This window comes from Neobacillus paridis (assembly GCF_016765675.1).
Lineage (GTDB): Bacteria > Bacillota > Bacilli > Bacillales > Cytobacillaceae > Neobacillus > Neobacillus paridis.
Genome location: NZ_JAESWB010000363.1, coordinates 1 through 919 on the forward strand (window position 1 = coordinate 1; position 919 = coordinate 919).

General features: G+C 61.4%; 1 pseudogene. It reads right to left on the reverse strand.

Annotated elements, in window-relative coordinates:
* Positions 1 to 919, reverse strand: a pseudogene (locus tag JK635_RS29215) (IS4 family transposase); the annotation flags it as partial.

Genomic DNA, 919 nt, shown 5'->3' on the forward strand with positions numbered 1-919 from the left:
CCCGGTTCGCCATCGCCCTTGCGACCAAGGAAGCCGCCTAACGATGCGATCAGCCGAATCATTTGGTTGAGCGTCGGTGCACTCGTGGGGCGTGCTTTCTTCGCCAGCAAATAGGCACCTCTGATCTCGTCAGCGTGGAAGAACAGCGATGCATCCAGGTCCGGACAGGTCCTGCCCAAGCGCATGAGCCGGGCGATGCGCCACGCTACGATCATGTACAGCACCAGGGCCCGTTCCACCCGGTCCATCTGCGACAGTTGCAAGGCTTCGACCTTGCAGCCGTTTTTCAGCACGTTAAAAAACAGTTCTATTTCCCAGCGCGCCCGATACCAATCGATGAGCTCGATCACGGCTTCCCGGTCTGGCGCCAGCCGGTTCGTCACCAGCCGCCACACCACCGGCTTCACGCCTGCCGGCGNGGCTTCACGCCTGCCGGCGCATCGATTTCCCGCGCCACGATGCACGTCACTTCGAGCTGTCCCTTGCCCGGCAACTGGAGGCGACTTGCGCGTAGCTCCTGCCTGACTTGCCGTGCCTTCTGACCAGAACGTCCCGGCAGGATAAAGGCAATCTCGCCAAGCACCTCACTGGCCTCTACCTTGTCCCAGAGCTTGCCTCCCTCTGCCAGGTTGCGGTTGTGCCGAGCACGAATCAACCAGTCGGCAGGATGACCAAGCGTATCGGCCAGTTCCATAAGCGCGGCCATATCGCCTTCCCGGTCCGCCACATAGACCAGGCGGGTTTCGGGCAACATTGCAGCCTGTTCGGCCACGCGTTCATAGCTCTCGATCCACCGGGTACTTTCCTTGATGCCGTCGCGTCGTCCGTTCTCATCCAGCGGTTCACGCGCCCATATCCAGGCGTCCAATATTCCCAACGGTTCCCGGTCCGGTGTGACGGCGTAGGTCGGGTGCAGATA